The 22,187-nt window shown below is 68.4% G+C and carries 15 protein-coding genes; 2 read left to right on the top strand and 13 right to left on the bottom strand.

All coding sequences use genetic code 11. From position 1 onward, the window contains the following. Positions 1-32: 32 nt before the first annotated feature. The 6 genes from ACZ5PO_RS15360 to ACZ5PO_RS15335 all read right to left on the bottom strand — a co-directional run bounded on the left by ACZ5PO_RS15360 (position 33) and on the right by ACZ5PO_RS15335 (position 9,135). On the bottom strand, positions 33-1,202 hold the full coding sequence (locus tag ACZ5PO_RS15360; protein WP_464194913.1) for an urea ABC transporter substrate-binding protein: 1,170 nt from the start codon (positions 1,200-1,202) through the stop codon (positions 33-35). A gap of 190 nt (positions 1,203-1,392) precedes the next feature. Further along, positions 1,393-3,405: a hydantoinase B/oxoprolinase family protein gene (locus ACZ5PO_RS15355; RefSeq protein WP_464194911.1), complete on the bottom strand. Its 2,013-nt coding sequence runs from the start codon at positions 3,403-3,405 to the stop codon at positions 1,393-1,395. 32 nt (positions 3,406-3,437) lie between these two features. Further along, positions 3,438-5,492 carry a hydantoinase/oxoprolinase family protein gene (locus tag ACZ5PO_RS15350; RefSeq protein ID WP_464194909.1) on the bottom strand — a complete coding sequence of 685 codons (2,055 nt, stop codon included), beginning with the start codon at positions 5,490-5,492 and terminating at the stop codon, positions 3,438-3,440. A 370-nt stretch (positions 5,493-5,862) separates the two neighbouring features. Beyond that, positions 5,863-6,453 carry an ANTAR domain-containing response regulator gene (locus ACZ5PO_RS15345; protein WP_464194907.1) on the bottom strand — a complete coding sequence of 197 codons (591 nt, stop codon included), beginning with the start codon at positions 6,451-6,453 and terminating at the stop codon, positions 5,863-5,865. Positions 6,454-6,458: 5 nt separating this feature from the next. Then, the gene (locus tag ACZ5PO_RS15340; RefSeq protein WP_464194905.1) at positions 6,459-7,625 is read right to left on the bottom strand and encodes a transporter substrate-binding domain-containing protein; all 1,167 of its coding nucleotides are present in this window, start codon (positions 7,623-7,625) and stop codon (positions 6,459-6,461) included. Between the two features lie 418 nt (positions 7,626-8,043). Beyond that, positions 8,044-9,135 (bottom strand): AraC family transcriptional regulator, encoded by a 1,092-nt coding sequence (locus tag ACZ5PO_RS15335; RefSeq protein WP_464194903.1) that lies wholly within the window; start codon positions 9,133-9,135, stop codon positions 8,044-8,046. An 81-nt stretch (positions 9,136-9,216) separates the two neighbouring features. Here ACZ5PO_RS15335 and ACZ5PO_RS15330 point away from each other — a divergent pair, with 81 nt between their 5' ends. Next, positions 9,217-10,242, top strand: coding sequence for an NADPH:quinone oxidoreductase family protein (locus ACZ5PO_RS15330; RefSeq protein WP_464194901.1), 1,026 nt, complete (start codon positions 9,217-9,219; stop codon positions 10,240-10,242). Here ACZ5PO_RS15330 and cofH read toward each other — a convergent pair. Both cofH and cofC read right to left on the bottom strand, forming a co-directional pair. Further along, positions 10,222-12,651 (bottom strand): 5-amino-6-(D-ribitylamino)uracil--L-tyrosine 4-hydroxyphenyl transferase CofH, encoded by a 2,430-nt coding sequence (gene cofH, locus ACZ5PO_RS15325; RefSeq protein WP_464194899.1) that lies wholly within the window; start codon positions 12,649-12,651, stop codon positions 10,222-10,224. The genes ACZ5PO_RS15330 and cofH overlap by 21 nt on opposite strands. Positions 12,652-12,674: 23 nt before the next feature. Continuing rightward, on the bottom strand, positions 12,675-13,316 hold the full coding sequence (cofC, locus tag ACZ5PO_RS15320) for a 2-phospho-L-lactate guanylyltransferase (RefSeq protein ID WP_464194897.1): 642 nt from the start codon (positions 13,314-13,316) through the stop codon (positions 12,675-12,677). Between the two features lie 522 nt (positions 13,317-13,838). On the opposite strand from cofC, the gene cofE reads away from it, so the two are divergent. Beyond that, positions 13,839-14,636 carry a coenzyme F420-0:L-glutamate ligase gene (gene cofE / locus ACZ5PO_RS15315; protein WP_464194895.1) on the top strand — a complete coding sequence of 266 codons (798 nt, stop codon included), beginning with the start codon at positions 13,839-13,841 and terminating at the stop codon, positions 14,634-14,636. Positions 14,637-14,695: 59 nt separating this feature from the next. Here cofE and ACZ5PO_RS15310 read toward each other — a convergent pair whose 3' ends face one another. The 5 genes from ACZ5PO_RS15310 to fgd form a co-directional block, all read right to left on the bottom strand. Continuing rightward, positions 14,696-17,437 (bottom strand): cation-transporting P-type ATPase, encoded by a 2,742-nt coding sequence (locus ACZ5PO_RS15310; RefSeq protein WP_464194893.1) that lies wholly within the window; start codon positions 17,435-17,437, stop codon positions 14,696-14,698. Between the two features lie 60 nt (positions 17,438-17,497). Next, a complete protein-coding gene (locus ACZ5PO_RS15305; protein ID WP_464194891.1) occupies positions 17,498-18,379 on the bottom strand; it encodes a universal stress protein in 882 nt (293 codons plus the stop codon). Between the two features lie 240 nt (positions 18,380-18,619). After that, the gene (locus ACZ5PO_RS15300; RefSeq protein WP_464194889.1) at positions 18,620-19,954 is read right to left on the bottom strand and encodes an NtaA/DmoA family FMN-dependent monooxygenase; all 1,335 of its coding nucleotides are present in this window, start codon (positions 19,952-19,954) and stop codon (positions 18,620-18,622) included. Positions 19,955-20,180: 226 nt separating this feature from the next. After that, complete coding sequence (cofD, locus tag ACZ5PO_RS15295; RefSeq protein WP_464194887.1) at positions 20,181-21,167, bottom strand: 2-phospho-L-lactate transferase; 987 nt, start codon at positions 21,165-21,167, stop codon at positions 20,181-20,183. A gap of 7 nt (positions 21,168-21,174) precedes the next feature. Further along, entirely contained in the window at positions 21,175-22,176 is a 1,002-nt protein-coding gene (fgd, locus tag ACZ5PO_RS15290) for a glucose-6-phosphate dehydrogenase (coenzyme-F420) (protein WP_464196852.1), read from the bottom strand. Positions 22,177-22,187 lie beyond the last annotated feature (11 nt).

The raw sequence follows: 22,187 nt of genomic DNA, 5'->3' as shown, positions 1-22,187 counted from the left end.
GGCCATGACGCGGCGGACGCGGGGTCAGCCCGTCACACCTTCACGTCGATGACGAACTGCTTGTTCTCGTTGGGATGGGCCTTGAGGTTGCAGACCGCGGCGGTATCGGCCGGCGGTTGCTGCAAGTAGCTCTCCAGCACGTTGAACTTACGGTCCCGCACCTCGGCGATATAGACGTCGAGCGTGTCGTGGTGGGTGGCGGGATCGATGGTGGTCTTGCCGGCCGGCCCGGTGAAGCTCAGGCCGGTCTCCAGCGCCTCGATCACCTTGTCGCGGTCGACGCTGCCGGCCATCGTCGCCGCCTTCGCCCACAGGTTGACGGCGTGGTAGGTCATCGCCGCTCCCTCGGTGACCGGGTCGGCCTTGTCGCCGAAGCGCTTGGTGTACTTCTCCAGGAACGCCTTGTTCTCCGGTGTCTGGATGCCGTCCAGATAGGCGTAGGAGACGATGATGCCGTTGTGCTCCTCGGGCGAGGTGGTGAGCTGCTCGTTGCCGATGCCGAAGGTCGTGGAGGCCATCGGGATCTTGTCCTTCATGCCGGCAGCGACCCACTGCCGGTAGAAGGCGTTGTGGTTGGCGCCGACCAGCACCGACATGATGATGTCGGGCTGCGCCGCCTGGATCTTGCGGATCGTCGGCCCGAAGTCGTTGACATCGAGAGGGAAGAAGTCGGTGGCGACGACGTCGCCACCGTTCTCGGTGGCGAACTTCTTGATCCATTTGGCGGTGATCTGGCCGTAGTTGTAATCGGCCGCCAGCGTATAGATCTTCTTGCCGTTGAAGCGCTTCATGACGAACGGCGTAAACTTCTGCAAGGTCTGGGCCGGCGTCGAGCCCATGCAGAAGATGTTGCGGTCGCAGACGCCCCCCTCGTACAGCAGGCTGTAGAAATAGGGCGTCTTGAAGCGCCGCAGCGTCGGCCGCATGGCCTCGCGCGAGGCCGACAGGATGCCGCCGAACACCACCGCGGCCTTCTGCTTGGTCGCCGCCTCGGTGGCGTACTGGGTGTAGAGCTGCATGTTCGACTGCGGGTCGTAGTTGACCAGGTTCAGCGGCTTGCCGAGCACGCCGCCGGCAGCGTTGAGCTCCTCCACGGCCAGTTGCAGGCAGTTGATCATCGGCCGGCCGTAGATGTCGATGCCGCCCGACGCATCGTGGATACCTGCGATGGGAATGCCGTCGGCCGCCTGGGCTCGCCTCATATAGAAGGGGCCGACGCTGGCGGCGGCGCCCCCGCGGCCAGGGTGAGGAGCGTTCTACGGGTGATGTCGACCATGATCGTGTCCACCTTCCAGTTGGGTTGATGCACGGGCGGAGACGCTCCGGCGCCCGGCGCGGCCGGATGTGCGCAATGGCGCCGGCCCGCGGCGATGCCGCGGGCCGGCTATAGATTCAGGCGACCTTGAGGGTGACGGAGGTGTCCTTGCCGGCCGCGACGCTCTTGCCCCAGTAGGGCGCGGTGCGGCGCATCAGCATGGCGCGGAACTGCTCGGTGGTCTTGGGCAGCAGCTCGCCCGAGCCCCAGTTGACGATGACGCCGTAGGCCCGGATGAGGTCGTGCATGCCGAGGTCGCCGGCGCGGTAGCGGGCGGCGATCGCCTCGGCATCCTCCTGCAGCCACTTGGCGCGGTTGCTACGGATGTAGGCGCGGCGGGCCAGCGTCGCCTCGTGATCGACCTCGTAGGCGGCCAGATCCGCATCGACCTCCTTGACGATGACGCCGTAGTCCTTGGCAGCCCGCTCGATCGAGACGTAGCCATCGGCCACGTCCTCGCAGACGAGGTCCTCGTCCCGCTCCAGCGGATCACCGAGGCCGCCGCCGCCGGCGGACGGACGCGAGACCATGTCGCCCGCCTCGAGCGGCACGTTGGAGAACAGCGAGCCCAGGTAGCGCTCACCCTGGGTGTCGCGGTTGACCCAGACGCCGTGGGGGATGGACGGCAGGCCGCCCCACAGGCCCCAGGTGATGGAGCGCTCGCGGTCACAGCAGTAGGAGACGACGGTGCGGTCCACCTTGGTCAGGATGACGCCCTTCTCGACGCCCATGCCGCCGCGGAACTCGCCAGGACCGCCGGAATCCACCTGCAGCTCGTGGCAGGTGGTGAGCACCGGCGCCAGCCGCTCCTGGCCTTCGAACGGCTGGGTGCCGAGCTGCACGCCGAACACCGGGCCGGTGGCCGCCCAGCCGTCGCGGCCGTTGCGCGCGCCCCAGCCGCCGACCATCCAATCGTACCACATGAAGTACTGGTGGCCCGGCTGGCGCCCGTCACGGCCGCCGATCAGCAGGTAGTCCAGGTTGAAGGTGCAGGCCATCGCCCGCTCGGGCAGGATCTCCGCCCAGAGCTCGAAGATCGAGTTCATGATCTTCTCGAACGGTCCCGAGCAGAAGCCGGCGACCGGCGTCGGCCAGGCGGCGTTGACCACCGAACCCTCGGGCCCGAGATCAACGGTGACGACCCGGTAGAAGCCCGAGTTCAGCGGGATCTCCGGGAACTGCATCTTGGTGCCGGCGACGATCGCTGCGAAGGCGCCGCCGAAGCAGGCGTTGAGGAAGCTCGAGATCGACTTGGGATGGGACTTCGACAGGTCGTAGTGCACCCTGTCGCCCTTGATCGTCATGGTGATGCGGATCGGGATCAGGCCCTCGCCGAGACCGGGATCGACGTCGATGTAGTCCTCGGTCTGCCACACGCCGTCGGGCAGCTCCGCGACGCGCTGGCGGGTCAGCACCTCGACATAGTCCTGCACGGCGCCGAAGGAGCGCTTGATCACGTCGAGGCCGTACTTCTCGACCAGGCGGCAGATCTCCTGCTCCGCCACCTTGGTGGCTTCGGCCTGGGCCTGCATATCGCCGATGATGTCGGCGGGCGCCCGCGTGTTGGAGGCGATCAGCCGGCAGACGTCATCGAGGCACTGGCCCTTGCTCCACACCCGCGTCGGCGTGATGCGCAGGCCCTCGGCCATATGGTCGAGGGCATTGACGTTGAAGGAACCGGGCACGGCGCCGCCGACGTCGGCCCAGTGGCCGTTGGCCTGGGCGAAGCCGAGCAGCTCGTCCTTGTAGAACATCGGGCGGACGATGCGGGTGTCGTTGAAGTGCGTGCCACCCTGGTAGACGTCGTTGACGACGAAGACGTCACCCGGATGGATGTCACCCTTGAAGTTGTTGATCACCGCCTTGGCGGTGTAGTGCAGGGTGCCCACGTGGGCAGCGATGTCGCCGCTGCCCTGCATGATGGTGTCGCCGTTGGCGTCGCAAAGGGCGGACGAGAAGTCGCGTGAGTAGATGACGAAGGAGTAGCAGGTGCGGAAGATCTGCTCCGCCATCTGATCGACAATATTGACGTAAGCGTTCTTGAGAACTTCGAAGGTGACGGGATCCAATCCCTTGTCGGTCGTGCTCATGGCATCAATCTTTCTTCGGCTGCGGCTGCATCTCAGGCGAGCGGGATGCGCATCACGATGGTGAGCGAGCGGTCGACCTCGGCCGTCACGCCCGGCGGGACGAGGATGGTGGAGTCGAGCTGATCGATGACGGCGGGGCCTGCCACCTTCATGCCCGCCTGCAGGGCCGCCCGGTCGTAGACGGGCGTCTCCACCGCCTCCGGCAGCTCGTCGAAGCGGACCGAGCGGCTGCCCACGGCGACGGCGGGGGCATCGGTGAGGTCGAACTCGGCGAAGCTCGCCTGCGGCGTGAGGCCGGTGGCGATGACGCTGACGCGGTAGATCTCCACCGGCGCGCCGGGGCGCGAGTAGTTGTGCTCGCGGCCGTGCTCGTGGTGGAAGCTGGCGATCGCTTCATCGAGCGAGGTGACCGGCGCCGACAGCGGGATCGACAGCGCCCGCCACTGGCCGAGGTAGCGCATGTCGATCTTGCGCTGGAACACCATGCGGTCGTCGCTGACGCCCTCGTTCTTGAGGCGCTCGCGCCCCTCGATCTCCAGCGCCTGGTAGGTCTTCTCGAGATCGTCGATGGCAACGTCCTCGACCTTCGACAGGTACATCTGCGTAACGTCGTGCTGGATATCGACCAGCAGGCAGCCGAGCGCCGAGGTCACGCCCGGATTGGGCGGCACCAGCACCACCGGGATCGACAGGTCCTTGGCGAGCGCGGCCCCGTGCAGCGGCCCGGCGCCGCCGAAGGCCACCAGGGCGAAGTCGCGGGGATCGTAGCCACGGCGGATCGACAACAGACGCACCGCGTCGGCCATGTTGGCGTTGGCCACCTTGAGGACGGCCAGCGCCGCCTCCTCGACGCTCATGCCCAGCGGCTCGGCTACGCCGCTGCTGATCGCCGCGGTTGCCAACCCCTTGTCGAGGGAGACCTTGCCGCCCGCCAGATTGTCGCTTAGCCGGCCAAGCACCACGTTGGCATCGCAATTGGTCGGGTTTGCGCCGCCACGGCCGTAGCAGGCCGGTCCGGGCGTCGAGCCGGCTGACTGCGGCCCGTTGCGCAGCGATTTCGCCGCATCGATCCAGGCGAGCGAGCCGCCGCCGGCGCCGATGGTCAGCACCTCGATGGAGGGGAAGCAGATCGGATAGCCGTACTCGACATACCATTCCTTGGTGACGCGCAGATTGCCGTTGTCGCACAGCGACACGTCGGTGGACGTGCCACCCATGTCGAGGCCGATCGAGTTCTTGAAGCCGGCGTGCTCGGCGACGAAGCGGCTGGCGATGGCGCCGGCGGCGATGCCGGAGGCCGACAGGCGCGCCGCGAACTGCTCGGCCGTCTTGGCCGTCATCACGCCGCCGCCGGAGTGCAGCAGCAGCACGTCCTCGTCGTAGCCGCCCTCCTTCATGCGTCCTTCCAGCCGGCGCGCGTAGGAGCCGACGACCGGCGCCAGAACGGCATTGGCCACCGTGGTCGAGAAGCGCTCGTGCTCGAAGATCTCCGGCATGATGTCGCTGGACAGCGAAATGGTGGCGTCCGGGATCTCGCGTGCCAGGATGTCCCGCATCCGCCGCTCGTTGTCGGGGTTGATGAAAGCATTGGCGAAGCAGATCGCCACGGTCTTCACGCCGCGCTTCTTGACGATGCGGGCCAGATCGGCCGCCTCGGCCTCGTCGAGCGGCGTCACGATGCGGCCGGAGTAGTCGGTGCGCTCGCTGACCACGAGGCGGTCGCGGCGGCGGATATAGGGCTTCGCCATCTCCTTGTAGGTGTCCCAGAGATCGTCGCGGTTGCCGCGGCGGATCTCGATGGTGTCGCGGAAGCCCTTGGTGGTGATCATGACGGCCGGCGGAAAGCGACGGGTGATCAGCGCGTTGGTGGCGAGCGTCGTGCCGTGCGAGAACAGCACGATGTCCTTGAGGGCGACGCCGCCGGCGTCGATACCGGCGAGCACGCCCTCGATCGGATCGGGCGTGGTCGGCACCTTGGCCACGTGCATGCGGCCGGTCAGCTCGTTGAGCACGCAGATGTCGGTAAACGTGCCGCCCACGTCGCAGGCGACCCTCACCGCATCCTTGGATACTTCGGTTGTCGACATGATGACTTGCTCCTTGGGCGCGCTTTGCTCGCGCCGCTGCCGTTGCGCCGAACCCTTAAGGTCACGGCGTCGCGAAAACGAAAAAGCCACCGCCAGCAATCAAGCTGGTGGTGGCTCCCTTAGCCTCCGGGACACGGGTGGCGGCAGCTTTGGCGCGCCCGCATCGAATGTACAACTTGGAAGAACTGCATTCGGCCTACGCAAACTCAAGCGAGGACCGAATGGAACCGCATGCAACTGGCGGCCGTCTGACCCAACGTCGCGCGCTGTCATGGCCAGGCTTGACCTGGCCATCCATCAGCTCACAAAGGTGCCCCTCGCCGAGCCCACCGGACAGCACGTCCCAAGTGGATGGACGGCTGCGATGCGACTACGCACCGAAGAACTCGTTCGCTTCGATAATGGCGGACGAGATCGACTCGATCGTCGTCCGCTTCGCCATCGCACGCTCCCTTAGCGTGTCGTAGGCGTCCTGCTCGGACAGGCCCTTCCTCGACATCAGAATCGACTTGGCCTGCTCGATTCGCTTCAAGCCGTTTATCCTGGCTTGCATCTTCGCTAATCTATCCGAAGATGATTTAATTCTCTCTGAGAGAGTATTGGCGATTATCATACTTGTCAACAGCCCAAACGGCCGGATCGGCTTGGTGATGACCGCCTTGGCGCCGGCGCGCACCACCGCCTCGATCACCGCCGGGCTCTCGAATTCGACGATGCCGATCAGGGTCAGCTGCGGCAGGCGGTCGGCGAGCACCTTCAGCAACGTGTCGGTCAGCGCATCCTGCCGGAACAGCAGGAAGGCGATGTTGGTCTCCGGCGGGATGTCATCCTGCGGCGGCCACACCGCTTCGACGCGGCAGCCGATGCGGCGCACCTGGGCCACGAGCTCGTCGCACTCCCGATCCTTGGGATGCAGGATGAGGACGCGGAGGCTGCGGATATCGCGAAGGGCTTTGAGCACGGGGCCTACCTCCGCGCCATCCGCAGGTTGAACGCGAGCATCGGCTCGCAGTCGGCGAGCGTATGGTTGATCAGATAGGGGTCCGGCTTCACCGCGACCGGGCTCTCCTCGACGATGGCGAACTGACCGTCGGCCTGCGCCCGTCCGATGCGCGGCCACAGGTAGAAGTGATTGTTGTCGGGGTCGAGGTGCACGGTGCCCTGTGGGGCCTCGAAGGGCCGGGCGACGAGGGCGGCCCGCAGCGCCGCCGGCGCGAAGGACCCTGCTTGGCCGCCCGCGGCCAGCACCATGTGCGTGAGGCCGTAGGCGGTCTCCGCCATGGCGTTCAGCGGCTCGTGCGCCCCGAACCGCGCCTTGTAGCTCCTGACGAACTGGCGGTTCGCGGCGCTGCCGATGGTCTGGAAATAGGTCGCCGCGGTGAGATGGCCCTCGGCCAGGCCGGGCGGCATCAGCGCGATCTCCGCCTCGGTGATGGTGAGGCTGGCGATGACGGTGTCCGACATGACGCCGGCGTCCCGGCACAGCTGGTAGAACAGGTTGGCCGCCTCCCCCACCACGGTGCAGAACACCACGTCCGGCTGCTTGGCCTTGATGTCGTCGACGATCGCCGCCAGCTCGCTGCGCTCGGCATCCAGCTTGACGTAGCGCTCGGCGACCGTCTGCCCGTCCTGCTCGGCCACCAGGGTCATCATCACCCGATTGGATTCGATCGGGAACGTATAGCGCGTGCCCACCAGGTAGAAGCGCTTGCCCACGTTGGCCATGAGGTGGCGCGCCAGCATCAGGATATGCTGGTTGGGCACGGCGCCGCCATAGATCACGTTGGGCGAATACTCGAAGCCTTCGTAGCAGGCGGCATAGGCGAGCGCCGCCCCGCGTCGCTCGACGACGGGCACCACCGCCTGGCGCGTGTTGGTCATGTAGCAGCCGATCAGCATCGCGACACCGGCCTCGTCGAGGAGGTGCTCGGCAATACGGCTGAAGCGCTGCGGATCGGACTGCGCGTCGAAGGTGACGGGGACGACCTCGCGGCCGTCGATGCCGCCGGCGGCGTTGATCTCCTCGATGGCGAGCAGGGTCGCATTGAGCTGCGTCCGCTCCACGAAAGCTGTCCGGCCCGTCTGGGAATACAGCGCGCCGATACGCAGCGGCTCCTTGGAATCTGACGCCAACGCCATCTCCCCAACAAAAAAGGGAGCTCTCGCCCGTTGAACGGCGAGAGCCCCCTTGGCTCTTCATCATGGATGCTATGGAGACGGCTTCAGACCGTCAAGATGGATCGTGACTAATCTTCGGGCGCGCCTGCCTGATTCCTGAGCTATGGGCGCGGGCGCACCGGATGCGCTCAGTCTCCCTCATACAGGTCCTGACGATCTGGCGTGGACGGAGCCGCCGCGCACCCTCGCCCCGCCTGCGGGGAGAGGGAGGGGTGAGGGGGCTTGCCGTGTGTCGTGACCGGCTGGAGCCCTCTCCGGGAGCCCCCTCACCCGGAACACGCAAGCTGCGCTCGCGTGTTCCGACCTCTCCCCGCAGGCGGGGCGAGGTACGCGGTTGCACCGCTGCAGCCCTTTTGGGCTGCCAAGCGATTCATCAGGCCCCCTCCCCCTGGCCACCCTGGCGGTACTCGCCCGGTGTCTGCCCGGTCCAGCGCCGGAACGCCCGGTGGAAGGTGCTGACCTCCGAGAAGCCGAGCGCCGCCGCCACGTCGTCGAGCGACAGGCGCGACTTGCGCAGGAGGTGCACGGCCACGTCGCGGCGCACGCGGTCCTTGAGATCCTGGAAGCCCTGCTGGTCCTCCTGCAACCTTCGACGCAGGGTCTGGGGGGTGACGTGGAGCTTCGCGGCGATGTCCTCCAGCGTCAGGTTGCGGCCCAGGTTGCGGCGGAGGATGGCGCGGACCCGCTCGGGGATGCTGGTGTCGTCGCGGTAGCGCACCAGCAGCGTGCTCGGCACCAGCGCCAGGAAGCGGCGTAGCCGCTCCTCGTCCGGCACGATCGGCAAGTCGAGCAGCTCGGCCTCGAAGCGCAATTCGGTCCGGGGCTGGTGGAACAGGATCGGCGCCTCGTAGACCGGCTCGAGCTCGGCGCTGTGGGGCAATTGCGAGAACACGTAGTGGACGCTGATGAGCGGCAGCTTGCGCCCGACCAGCCAGCACATCAGGCCATAGACGAAGAACGTCACGGCGCCGTTGAGCATGCGGCGGCGCTCCTCGTCATCGATCGTATCGACCACCCAGATGCGTGCCTCGTGCCCATCGGCCTGGAAGCGCACGGTGAAGTCGTCGATCAGCAGGTGGTAGAACTGGCAGCCGGTGCGGATCGCCTCGCGCAGGCTGGTGCAACGCACGAGCAGACGGCACATCAGGCGGAACGTGCCGGGCTTGATCGGGCGGCTGCACAGCAGCCAGACCTCGTCCCGGGTCAGGCGCGTGAGCAGCGAGATCAGCGTGGCGAACTGCCGTTGCGACAGCCGGCCATGGGGCGCGGCGAGGATCGCCGGATCGATAGCGGCGCGGCGGAGAATGGCGTCGCCATCATAGCCCGCCTGGCGGACGCCGCTCATCACCAGATTGACATAGTCCGCATCGATCACCGGCCGGTCGCCGGCGCGCGGCCCGGATGGCGCGACGATGCGCGTAGGGGCCCCGGGATGCGGGCCAATGGTTTTGAGCGTTCCTGCCATTCCGATCCGCGCCGGCTCGTTCCATGTCCTGCGAGGAGCTGAAACGTCCGTTGCGCCGTTTGTGGAGCGGGAGCCTCCCCCATGCAAGTTCTGTTGAGCCGGGCCGCCGGCGGCCCCGAGACCCTGAGGCTCGAGGAGATGCCCGATCCGGTTCCCGGGCCCGGCCAGGTGCTGATCGAGGTCGCGGCCTGCGGCGTGAACTTCCCCGACCTGCTGCTGATCCAGGACCTCTATCAGGCCAAGCCGCCACGCCCGTTTGCGCCGGGCGCGGAGGTCGCCGGCGTGGTCGCCGCCATTGGCCCCGGTGTCGAGGGCTTTGCACCGGGAGACCGCGTCATCGGCCGCTGCGGCTGGGGCGGCATGGCCGAGAAGATCGTGCTCGACAGCGGCCGCTGCACCCGGATACCGGCCACCATGCCGCTCGATCAGGCGGCCGTGTTCCTGTTCACCTACGCCACGGCCTACTACGCCCTCGCCACGCGGGGGCGGCTGGCGCCCGGCGAGACGGTGCTGGTGCTGGGTGCCGCGGGCGGCGTCGGCATCGCCGCCGTCCAGCTGGCGAAGGCGCTCGGCGGCCGCGTGGTGGCAGCCGCCTCGTCGGCGGACAAGCTCGCCTTCGCGCGCGAGCAGGGGGCGGACGACGGCGTCATCTATCCCGCGCCCGCGGGGTCCGACGAAGCGCGGGCGTTCGGCCGCGCCGTCAAGGCGGCCGTCGGACCGGCCGGCGCCGACGTGATCGTCGACCCCGTGGGCGGCGCGCTGGCCGAGCCCGCGCTGCGCGCCATTGCCGAAGGCGGCCGCTACCTGGTGCTAGGCTTTACCGCCGGCATCCCGGCTCTGCCTCTCAACCTGCCCCTGCTGAAGTCATGCGATATCCTCGGCGTGAACTGGCGGACCTTCGTCACGGCCGATGCCGACGGCAACGAGGCGAACCAGCGCGAGCTCTTCCGCCTTTACGAGACCGGCCGCATCGCCCCGGTCATCACCGCACGTTACCCCCTGGCCCGCGGTGGCGAGGCGATCGCCCGCCTCGAGGACCGCAGCGCGCTCGGCAAGATCGTGGTCACCATGCCCGGACCGCTCCCCTCACATGCTGGCGGCGGCTGACCGCCGTGCCCGCACGAAAGGATCGTTGACCAGCGGTGCCAATGGCGCGGCACCCCGCGCATGGGCCTGGCGCTCAGCCGACGCCACCTCATACAGCGTCGTGCGCTGGCGGGGCGTGCGGCCGGCCGCCCGGATCCACGCCTCGATGGTCTCCGGCGGCGCTTCCTGGCCGTGCTGGGCGCCGGCGGCGCGGGTGATCGATTCGTTCATCAGCGTGCCGCCGAGATCGTTGACGCCGGCGGCGAGGCAGACCTGGATGCCGACCGGGCCGAGCTTCACCCACGAGGCCTGGATGTTGGCGATAGTGCCGTGGAACGCGATGCGTGCCACGGCGTGCATGAGCACGGCCTCGCGAAAAGTCGGGCCGGGGCGGGCCTGGCCCTTGAGGAACATGGGCGCCTCGGCCGCCACGAACGGCAGCGGCACGAACTCGGTGAAGCCGCCGGTACGGTCCTGCAGCGCGCGGATGCGGGCGAGGTGGCGGGCCCAGTGCACCGGCCGCTCCACGTGGCCGTACATGATGGTCGCCGTCGTCCTGAGGCCAACGCGATGGGCAGCCTCGATCGCCGCCAGCCACTCGTCCGTGGTGAGCTTGTCCGGGCACAGCACCTGCCGCACCTCGTCGTCGAGGATCTCGGCGGCGGTTCCCGGCAGCGTGCCGAGCCCCTCCGCCTTCAGCTTCGTCAGGAAGGCGTCGAGCGGCAGCCCGAGGGTGCGCGCGCCCTGCGTCACCTCGAGCGGCGAGAAGGCGTGCACGTGCATGGACGGGCTCGCCGCCTTGGCGGCGCGGCACACCGCGAGGTAGGTGTCGCCGGTATAGTCGGGATGGATGCCGCCCTGCATGCAGACTTCCGTGGCGCCGCGGTCCCAGGCCTCGGCGGTGCGGCGGCCGACCTCGTCCAGGCTCACGGTGTAGGGCGTGCCGCGCAGGTCCGCGTGGGTCTTGCCCTTGGAGAAGGCGCAGAAGCGGCAGCCATAGGTGCAGACGTTGGTGTAGTTGATGTTGCGGGTGACGACGTAGGTCACCACGTCGCCCACTGCCTCGCGGCGCAGGGCGTCGGCGGCCTGACAGACGAAGGCGAGGTCGGCCCCCCGTACGTGGAACAGCCGCTCGATGGCCTCCACCGTCAGGGCCTTGCCCTTGGCGGCTGTCTCGACCGACCGCGCCACCTCCGGCGACACCGCGGAGACGTCGCCCCGCGTGATCTCGTCGACGATGGCGGGTGCCGGCGGCGCCGTGCCGCCGGCCCGCCACGCGCAGCCGCGGGCAAGGTCGGCGGCATCGCTGCGCCGGAGCACCGCCGGCGCCATCGCCGGGTCGAGCCACAGCGCCGGCGTACGGGCATAGGCGGGATAGATGGTCAGGCGCTGGACGAGCGCCTTGCCCTTCGCCGCCAGCTGGCCGGTCAGCTCGTCCACGTGCGGCCAGGGCGCTTCCGGATTGACGAAGTCCATCGTCACCGGGGAGATGCCGCCCCAGTCGTCGATGCCGGCGTCGACGATGGCCTCGATGCCGTCAGGGTTGAGGTTGGGCGGCACCTGGATGCTGACCTCGCTCCCGAACATGACACGGGCCTGCGCCACGGTCCGCACCAGCTCGTCCAGGGACGGCTCCGCATGCCCATGCATGCGCGTGCCGGGCTTGGCGCGAAAATTCTGGACGATGATTTCCTGAATATGGCCGTAGCGCCGCTGGATGTCATGCAGGGCGGCGAGCGACTCGAGGCGTTCCGCCTCGGTCTCACCGATGCCGATCAGGATGCCGGTCGTGGTCGGCACCCGGTGCTCGCCGAGCCGTCGCAGGGTGGCCAGGCGCTCGCCCGGCCGCTTGTCGGGCGAGCCGTGGTGCGGCATGCCCGGCAGCGTCAGCCGCTCCGCGGCGCTCTCCAGCATCAGCCCCATGGACGCCGACACCGGGCGCAGCATCTCGATCTCGGCGTCGCTCAGGGTGCCGGCGTTGATGTGCGGCAGCAGCCCCGTCTCCGCCAGCACGGCGCGCGCCGCCTCGGCGACATAGGCGATGGTCGAGGCGAAGCCGTGCGCCGCCAGCCAGTCCGCCGCCGCCCGGTAGCGCGCCTCGGGCCGCTCGCCCAGCGTGAACAGCGCCTCGTCGCAGCCGGCCGCCTGCCCGGCGCGGGCCACGGCCAGCACCTCGTCGAGGCCCATGTAGGGCGCCTTCAGATGCCGCGGTGCCTTGGCAAAGGTGCAGTAATGACAAACATCGCGGCAGAGCTGCGTCAGCGGCAAAAAGACCTTGCGCGAATAGGTGAGCCGGTTGTCGAAGGCGCCGTCGCGGATCGCGCGCGCCTGCGCCGCCAGCTCGGCGGTGGGCCGATCGAGGCCGAGCGTCGCTCCGCCGATCGGCGGCGCCGCCTGCCCACCTGCGGGAGCCTGAGATCGCAACGTCACGTTCGGCTCCATCGTTGAACGGCTCATGCGGCCGAAGGGGTGCGATCGACGCCGAACGGCGCGCCGCCGGGAAGACGGTTGCCGTACGCCATGCGCAGATCGTCCGGAGTATCGCAGTCGAACGAGAGCGGCCGCAGCGTGACGGTCTCGACCTCGAGGCCCGCCTCGAGCGCCGCCGCACGATGGCGCGCCGCGCTGCCTTCGCCATACTGGGCGGCCACGGCGGCGGCCGGACGGCAGAAGCGCACGTTGGTGCCGCTGCCGCGCAGGTCCGTGACGATGGTCATCCGGCGCGGCGCGCCGCGCCGGTGCAGGGTGGCGGCATGGTCGAACGCCGCCGCATGGAACAGCGGCAGATCGGCGTGGACGATCACGGTCTCGTCGACGCCCCGCCCGGCGAGCCGGGCGCCGGCCGCATCGAGCGCTGCGTTGAGCCCCGCGCCGGCGTCGTCGAATCGCTCGAAGCCAAGCCTCCGCACAAGATCGGACAGGCCGTCGTCGGCCGACACCACGAGGACGCCGTCGAGCCAGGGCAAGAGGCTGAGCTCCGTGAGGACACGCTCGGCCATGTGCCGCGCCAGCGCCGCGCGCTGCGCCGGCAACAGCACCGGCGCCAGGCGCTGCTTGGCTTCGGCAAACCGCTTGATCGGAACGATCGCCCACATGCGGGTCTACCCGTCGAGGCCCGTGCAGCCGATGCGAACAGGCCCTTGCGGCAGCCGATCCGCAGCCGGCGCACGGCCCGTCCTCTTATCATCGCCGCTCACCGGCGCGTGGCCACGGCCTGATATGCACGCGCCCACCGGTTCCGCCAAGACGATCCCCAGCGAGACGATCCCCAGCAAGACAATCCGTAACGCCACGATCCGCAACGTCGACACCGCCACCCGAACACAATCGCCGACCCGAGGAGGCACCGTCAATGCCGGCGATCCTGCCGCATCGGGCACCACCCCGGGAGCCGGCGTGATCTCGCGTCGCTGTCAGCAATTTCCGTGCCTTCATGGCATCGGCGCGGGCCCATGGCGGGCGACGCCGATCACGCCGCGCGGCAAGCCGCCCTCCCTCTGCCCGCTCCGTCGACGGCCGCCCTTGCCATCGGCCTCTGCTGCTCCGTAGTGGAGACGGGACGGATCGCCGCTGGCCGGACAGCGACGCGCCGCCGACCAGCGATGGAGTGCACCGCGATGACTGACAGCCAGCCTGCACGCGGCCGCGGCGCGCGACTGGAGCTACTCGCCCCGGCCGGTTTTCCGCTGGTGGAGGCGGGCCAGCCGATCGCGCCGCTGATCCTGTCGACACTGGCCGCGAACGCCCTGGAGCTGCGGGACGGCGACGTCGTCGTGCTGGCCCAGAAAATCGTCTCCAAGGCCGAGAACCGGTATGTCGAGCTGGCGTCCGTCGCAGCCTCCGAGCGGGCACGCGAGCTCGCCGCGATCTGCGGCAAGGACCCGCGGCTGGTCGAGGTCATCCTGGCCGAGTCGAGCACCGTCGTGCGCTGCCGGCCGGGGGTGATCATCGTCCGTCACCGGCTCGGCCTCGTTCTCGCCAATGCCGGCATCGACCACTCCAACATCCCCGACTCCGCCGACGGCGGCCGGGTGCTGCTGCTGCCGGAGAATCCGGACGCCAGCGCCGCGGGGCTGCGCCGGGAGCTCGCCGCTGCCACCGGCGCCGAGATCGGCGTCATGATCATCGACAGCCTCGGCCGTGCCTGGCGGCTGGGCACCTGCGGCATCTGCATCGGCTCGTCCGGCATCACCACCGTGGCCGACCTGCGCGGACGGCCCGACCTCTTCGGCCAGACCCTGGTCTCAACGATCGTCGGCACCGGCGACGAGATCGCCGCTGCCGCCTCGCTGGTCATGGGCCAGGCGGCGGAAGGCTTGCCACTGGTGGTCGTCCGTGGCCTGCCCGTCGCCCAGGCGGCCGGCGGGAGCGCCGCGGAGCTAGTGCGGCCGCTCGCGCACGACCTGTTCCCGTGAGCGGATGCGGCCGCTCAATCCGCCGCACAACCATCGAATAGGCTGAGCAAAATCTCCGGTCAGGCCGCTTCCGCCACCGCCGGCGAAAAGCGCCGCATGACGATCTTCTCCATCTCGAGCGCGACCATCGTGACGACGCCGATGCCGACGATCAGCAGGCCGTCCGCGAAGGCGACCGGCGCGCTGTCGAACATGTCGTGCATGAAGGGCGCGTAGGTGAAGACGAGCTGCGCGACGACCACCGCCGCGACCGCCGCCAGCACGGCCGGCGTCCCCATCGCTCCGACGAGGCTGAACGAGGTCATGTGCAGGTAGCGGATGTTGAAGAGATAGAACGTCTCCATCACCACGATGGTGTTGACGACCATGGTGCGCGCCGTCTCCACGTCATGCCCTTGACCCAGGGCGTACTGGAAGATGCCGAAGACGCCGAGCATGAAGAGAAACGAGACGAACACGATCCTCCAGACGAGGAGCCGTGACAGGATCGGCGCACGGCGCTGGCGCGGCGGACGGCGCATGACGTTCGGCTCCGCCGGCTCGAAGGCGAGCACCAGTCCCAGCGTGACCGTCAGGATCATGTTGATCCAGAGGATCTGGACCGGCGTCATCGGCAGCGTCAGGCCAAGTATGATCGCGAGGACGACGCAGAGAGCCTCGCCGCCGTTGGTGGGCAGCGTCCAGCCGATGACCTTGCGGATGTTGTCGTAAACCGTTCGCCCCTCGTGCACCGAAGCCACGATCGAGGCGAAATTGTCGTCGAGCAGCACCATCTGGGCGGCCTCTTTGGCAGCCTCCGTCCCCTTGCGGCCCATGGCGATGCCGACGTCGGCCTGCTTCAGCGCCGGCGCGTCGTTAACGCCGTCACCGGTCATCGCAACGATGTGGCCATTGGCCTGGAGGGCGCGCACGATCCTGAGCTTGTGCTCCGGGGTGGTGCGCGAGAAGACGCTCACGTCTTCGACGACGCGTCGCAGCTGATCGTCGGATATCGCATCGAGCTTGGCGCCTTCCAGCGCCTTGGGCTCGTCGGCAATGGCGAGCTGACGGGCGATGGCGACGGCGGTGCCGCTATGGTCGCCGGTGATCATCTTGACCGCGATGCCGGCGGCACGGCATTCCGCCACCGCGGAAATCGCCTCCTCGCGCGGCGGATCGATGAAGCCGACGATGCCGAGAAAGGTCAGCCCGGCTTCGGCCGTCTCGAAGGTCAGCCGCTGCGTCTCGGCCCCGACGACCTTGACGGCGAAGCCGAGCACGCGTTCGCCCTGCGCGGCTGCAAGATCGATCCGCCGTTGCCAGTAGGCGAGGTCGACGGCGCCCGTCGCACCTGCGCCCGCCTGGTTTGCGCACATCGCCAGCACGCGTTCGGGCGCGCCCTTGACGAAGACACGACGGCCGCCGCTCGGATCGTCGTGCAGGGTGGCCATGAAGCGATGCTGTGCGTCGAAGGGTATCTCGTCCAGGCGGGTCCAGGTCTCGCGCTCCGCCTCGGGATGAAGGCCGAACTTCGCCGCAAGCGTCACCAGCGCGCCTTCCATGGGATCGCCGAGCACCGACCAACGGCCGTCGCGCTCGACGAGCCGGGCGTCGTTGCACAGAAGGGCGCAGCGGATCAGCTCGTCACGCACGCCATCCGCGAGGGCCGCGCCGCCCTCGCCAGAGGTCGGCTTGCCGTCCGGCGCATATCCCGACCCGGACACCAGCGTCATGTCCAGCGCCGTGACCGCCCGGCGCGCGGTCATCTCGTTCCTGGTCAACGTGCCCGTCTTGTCGGAGCATATCACCGAGGTCGCGCCGAGCGTCTCGACGGCCGGGAGGCGACGGACGACGGCGTTGCGCGCCGCCATCCGGCGGACGCCGATGGCCAGCGTGATGGTGATGACCGCCGGAAGCCCTTCAGGCACCACGCCCACGGCCAGCGCGACCACGACCATCAGGGCCTCGACCCAGTCGAAGCTTCGCACCAGGATAGCGTACGCGAACAAGACCGCCGCGGCACCGATCACGTACCATGTGAACAGCCTGCCGAATTCGTTGATCTGTCGCAGTAGCGGCGTGGTCAGCGTCTGCACATTGCGGATCAGGCTGGAGATCCTGCCGATCTCGGTCTTGCCGCCCGTCGCCACGACGACGCCGTATCCCTGGCCGGTGGTGACGAGCGTCCCCGAGTGGAGCATGGAGAACCGGTCGCCGAGCGGCGCATCGTCCGGAACGGCGTCTTCTCGCTTGTCTGCCGGGACCGACTCGCCGGTCAGGATCGCTTCGTCCGCGGTCATGCCGCGGGCCCGCAGCAACCGGATGTCGGCCGGAACCTTGTCGCCGGCCTCGAGCGCGACGACGTCCCCGGGGACGATGTCGCGGGCGTTGATCGTGTGGCGCTCGCCGTCGCGCACGACGACGGCGCGCGGAGCGATCATGTCGCGGATCGAATCCAGGGCCTGCTCGGCCTTCCCCTCCTGGATGAAGCCGACGATCGCGTTGATCAGCACGACGATCACGATGACGGCGCCGTCGACGACGTGCCCGAGGGCGGAGGCAGCGACCGCGGCGCTGAGCAGGAAGTAGATCAGCGCGTTGTTGAACTGCGCCAGGAAGCGAAGCACCGGGTGGGTACGAGCCGCCGCCGGCAATTGATTGGCGCCCCAGGCGTCGAGACGGCGCGCGGCCTCCTCGTGATCGAGACCGTCGATGTGTGTCTCGAGCGCAGCGCAAGTGTCCGCCGGCGTTCTCGCATGCCAGGGACGAGGATCGAGCATCGCGTCGATGGCGACCTTCGTGTTCATCGTCGTCGTCGCCATCACGCCTCCTCGTCGCGTCTCTGAAGATCTGTGCTGCACGGCCGAGCGGGCGGCGGTCGATTACGCCGCAGGACGGGCATCTTGGCTCCGGACGATCAGCACATCGCAGGGCGCTTCGTCGAGAATAGCCGTGGCGATGCTGCCGAGCAGGACCCCCAGAATGCCCGTTCGACCACGCGTTCCGGTGACGACGAGGTCGATATCCTGCTTCGCGGCATAGTCGGCAAGGAGCGTCGCCGGATCGCCATAGGCGACATGGAGGCCGACGTCGGCTGCCGCATCCCCGAGGCAACCTGCGAGAAACGTCTTGGCCTCGTCGAGAACCGCGCCGATCGAAGCCTGCTCATAGGCGCGCTTGTCCTCGGCGAACCCTCGAAACGGCATGTCGAACGCGTGGAAAAGCGTGAGCCGTGACGGCTGGAACAGCTTGGCGGCCATCTCCAATGCGCCGGCGGACGCTTCCGACAGGTCGCTGGCCACGACGACGCTGCGATAGGCGGTGCGGCATCGCTTCTTGACCACGAGCACGGGCTGCTCCGCCTGCTGGATGACGCCCGTGGTCGTGCTGCCGAGGAGGAAGCGGCCCAGCGGATCATTGCCGGCGATGCCGGTGACGATCAGTTCGCAAGACCTCTCCCGCGCGACGCCGAGGATGACGTCCGTCGGATGCCCCTCGCGGATGTCGATCTCGTAGGCGACGTCCCGCGCATCCTTGAGCTCGCGGTAGATCTGGCTGAAGGCCCGCGTCCTGGCACCGGCGACATCGGGCCTGGCCACCTCGTCGTTCGGCGGGCTGACGAGGTCCAGCGCATGCGCCACAGTGAGCTTCGCCGTCCACGCCCTGGCAAGATCGAGGGCTCGATCCTGGGCCCGGTCACACCGGGCGCTCAGGTCGGTCGCCAGCAGAATATGCCGCGGGAGGAATGCGTCTGCTTCAGTCATATGCCAGCTTCCATCACCGTGGGTCGTGCGGCAGCGCCACAGTCCGAAAGCTAGCATCTACGCATCAAAGATCAATGATCGTTGACATGGATCAAACTCGTTCGAAAATATTCAATATTTCCGAAATATCTCCAAATTATGCCAATCAAATTTCAGATCACACGACAAGTCTAATTGAATATCGGCGAAATTTAGCTGCGAGCGCACCGGCCCGATCTCGGCAGGGCGCGACTGCCTCCCTCAATCCGCCAGGTTCTCCTTGAGCAGCCGGCTCTTGTACGCCGTGCGGAAGCGGCCGCGCCGTTGCAGCTCCGGCACCAGATAGTCGACGACGCTGGCAAGGTCCCGCGGCGTGACCGGCGGATGGGCGATCATGAAGCCGCCGCGCTCGCCGGTGGCTTCGAACACCTCTTCCAGGTAGTCGGCGATCTGGGAGGGCGATCCGGCGATCGTTTCCTCGTAGGAGGCGGTGCGCCGCAGCAGATAATCGTAGAACTCGTCACGTGTCATCGTCGTCGTCGGATCGAGATGGCGGGTCATGTTGAGAAAGCCCACCGGCGAGGCCTGGCTCGCCGTGATCTCCTCGTTGATCTCCACGATGGTGAACTGCGCCGGCAGCTTGGAGAGGTCGTAGCCGATCTGGTGGGACAGGAAGGCGCCCACCGCCTCGGGCGGCACTACGGTGAGCAGTTGCCCTCGACGGCGCTTCGCCTCCGCCTCGGTTTCGGCGACGACGAGCACCACGTCCCACAGGACGCCGACCCCTTGCGGATCACGGCCCTGATCCACCAGCGCCCGGTCCAACTCGGCCCGGTGCCGGGCCTGGCGCTCCAGGCCCGGGCTCATGGCGAAGACGTGATCGGCGATCTGCGCCGAGGCGCGAATGCCGCGCGGCGAGGCCCCGGCCTGGATCAGCACCGGCCGCCCCTGCGGCGACGGCACCGAGGCGAGCGGGCCCTTGACCTTGAAGAAGCGGCCGACATGGTCGATCGGATGGACCTTCGCCGTGTCGGCGACGACGCCGCTCGCCCGGTCCCAGATGAACGCATCGGGCGCCACGCTGTCCCACAGCGCCTTGCAGACGGCGATGAACTCTTCCATGCGCTCGTAGCGCAGATCGTGCTCCATCAGCTCGTCGAAGCCGTAGTTGGCCGCATCCGCCCGCCGCGTCGAGGTGATGACGTTGAACGCCATGCGGCCGCCGGTGACGTGATCGAGCGAGTTGAGCAGGCGCGCCACGTAGAACGGGTGCATGAACGTGGACGAATAGGTGAGCCCGAAGCCGACGTGCTGCGTCAGCCGCGACATCAGCGCGATGTAGGGGCTCATGTCCTGCCGCGGCCAGCCGATGCCCCATTTGACCGCGGCATCGCGCGAACCTTGCCAAGTGCTGGGAATGCCGGTGCCGTCGCCGAAGAAGATGAAGTCGATCAGGCCGCGCTCGGCGAGCAGCGCGATCTCCTCGTAGAGGCGGACGTCGGGGAACGTGGCCCCCGTCCATGAGCCCGGCAGCCGCCAGCGCCCCTCCAGGTGCGTCCAGGACAGATCGAAGCCAAGGTGCATTTTCCGCTTCATCGACGCGCATCCCATGGTTATCGAGGATAACGACCAACGCCGAGGGACGCCGAGCGCTAGCGCCCGCATGAAGACACGCAGCGCCAGTCACCTCCGCCCAGTTTACGACGCCGTTCTACCTAGGCGTCACGCCGTATTATTGTTCAATGGAAGACATAAATATCGTCAGTCGCATGAACTCTACTCAGACGCCCTGCAGTTCGGCTCCGAGCGTTGCGGCTCGATCTCAGCCGATCGCCGGCGGCTCAGCCCGCAAACGGCGTGAGCCGCGGATCCGGTCGGCGGCGGCGAGCACAGCCTCGGCCAGGCCCACCCGGTCGTCGAGCGTCTGCATCACGGTCTGCGTCACCACCACGTCGAGATCGGCGGAGAAGCGATGCTCACGGTCGGCCGCGTCGACGACGAGGGCATCGATCAGCCCGTCGTAGTGGCGGGCGATGCTGGCGATGCTCACCTCGATGCCGAGCTCGCCCATCATCTTGGCGGTCGGTCCCTTGACCGCCGTGCCGCCGACGATCGGCGAGACGGCGACCACCGGCGCCGCACAGGCTGCAAGCGCCTGCCGCAGACCGGGCATCGCCAGCAGCGGATCGATGCTGAGGTAGGGGTTCGACGGGCAGATCACGACGGCGCGCAGATCGGGGCTCGCCAGCAGCGCGAGCGCCGCCGCGGACGGCGCCGCCGTCGCGGCCCCGGCAAAGTCGAGGCCGGTGACAGCGGGCTCGCAGCGGCGGCGGACGAAATAGTCCTGGAAGTCCAGCCAGCCGTCCGCCGTCCGCACGCGGGTGCGGACCGGATCGTCGCTCATCGGCAGGATGCGGGGGCCAATGCCCCAGGCGCGCCGGAACTGATCGGTCACGGCGGTCAGGGTGTCGCCGGCGGCGAGCCGGCGGGTGCGCTCGACGTGGGTGGCGAGGTCGCGGTCGCCGAGCTGGAACCAGGTCTCACCGCCGAGCCGCCCGAGGGCGGCCATGAAGTTCCACGTCTCGTCCCGCACGCCCCAGCCGCGGGCCGGGTCCGACAAGCCCGACAGCGTGTAGAGCACCGTATCGATGTCGGGCGAGACGGCGAGGCCCAGGTGGACGAAATCGTCGCCGGTGTTGACCAGGACGGTGAGCTCGTCCGGCGCCACCGCATGGCTCAGCCCGAGCGCCAGCTTGGCGCCGCCGATGCCGCCGGACAGGGCGAGCACATGGCCCGTGGTTGCCGCCATGGGACGGTCAGCCGAAGGCACGGCGCAGCCTGGGCACGACCTCGCCCGCGAACAATTCGATGAAGCGGGGCTGATCGAAGCCGGGCGCGTGGAACACCAGGTGGCGAAAGCCGAGCTCGACGTAGGGGCGCACCGCCTCGACGACCTCGTCGGCATCGGTGGAGACGATCCAGCGCTTGGTCACACGCTCGAGCGGCAGCGCATCCGCCAGGCGCTCCATCTCGACGGGGTCCTCCACCGACATCTTCTCCTCGGGCGAGAGCGCCAGCGCGCCCCAGAAGCGCGTATCCTCACGCGCCCGCTCAAGATCGCTATCGAAGGAGACCTTCATCTCGATCATGCGCTCGATCGCATCGGCCGGTCGCCCCGCGGCCTCCAGCCCGGCCGCGACGTTGGGCAGCAGGGTGTCGCGGTAGAGCTCGGTCGGCTTGCCGCTGGTGCAGATGAAACCGTCCGCCGTGCGCCCGGCGAACTTGGCGATCAGCGGCCCAGCCCCGGCGATGAAGATCGGCACCATGCGCGCGGGCCGGTCGTAGATCGTGGCGTTCTCGGTCTTGTAGTACTGCCCCTCGAAGCTGACCCGCTCCTCGCTCCACAGCCGGCGGATGAGCGCCACCGCCTCGCGCAGGCGCGCCAGCCGCTCCTTGGGCTCGGGCCAAACCATGCCGGTCGGCGGCACCTCGTTGAGCGATTCGCCGGTGCCGATGCCGAGGACGACGCGGTCCGGGAACATGTCGCCCAGGGTGGCGAAGCACTGGGCTATGGTCGAGGGATGGTGGCGGAAGGTGGGCGTCGCCACGCTCGTGCCCATGACGATGCGCGAGGTGGCAGCGCCGACCGCGCCGAGCCAGGCGAGCGAGAAGGGCGCGTGCCCGCCGGTGTGACGCCAGGGCTGGAAGTGATCGCTGACGAAGACCGAATCGAAGCCCTTCTCTTCCGCCAGGACGGCGAACCGCAGCAGGTCCCGCGGCCCGAACTGCTCCGCCGACGCCTTGTACCCGATCTTCATCACGTCGAACG

The organism is Chelatococcus sp. KU-N122, from assembly GCF_055391085.1.
Note: the sequence above shows the minus strand (reverse complement) of the source record. Positions and strands in the feature narration are given on the sequence as shown.